The 291-nt window shown below is 71.8% G+C and carries 1 protein-coding gene; it reads left to right on the top strand.

The window, feature by feature from the left end; genetic code table 11:
• Positions 1–291: dihydroxy-acid dehydratase (locus tag SB822_RS56290; RefSeq protein ID WP_410859004.1), on the top strand; the 291-nt coding region annotated here is incomplete at both ends.

The following is a 291-nucleotide window of genomic DNA, read 5'->3' as shown; positions in this document are numbered from 1 at the left end:
ACCGGTCGCCGATGCGTTCGAGTCCCAGGGTGGCCTGCGCCTGCTGCGCGGCAATGTCGGCCGTTCGCTGATCAAGCTGTCGGCGGTGAAGCCGCAGTACCGCCGGATCGAAGCCCCGGCCGTGGTCGTCGACGCGCCGCAGGTACTCAACAAGCTGCATGCCGCCGGCGCGCTGCCGCACGACTTCGTGGCCGTGGTCCGCTACCAGGGCCCGCGTGCAAACGGCATGCCGGAGCTGCACTCGCTGGCGCCGCTGCTGGGCCTGCTGCAGAACCAGGGCCGGCGCGTGGC

Source organism: Paraburkholderia sp. SIMBA_054 (assembly GCF_046534875.1).
GTDB lineage: Bacteria > Pseudomonadota > Gammaproteobacteria > Burkholderiales > Burkholderiaceae > Paraburkholderia > Paraburkholderia hospita.
This window is presented reverse-complemented; position numbering and strand designations above follow the sequence as displayed.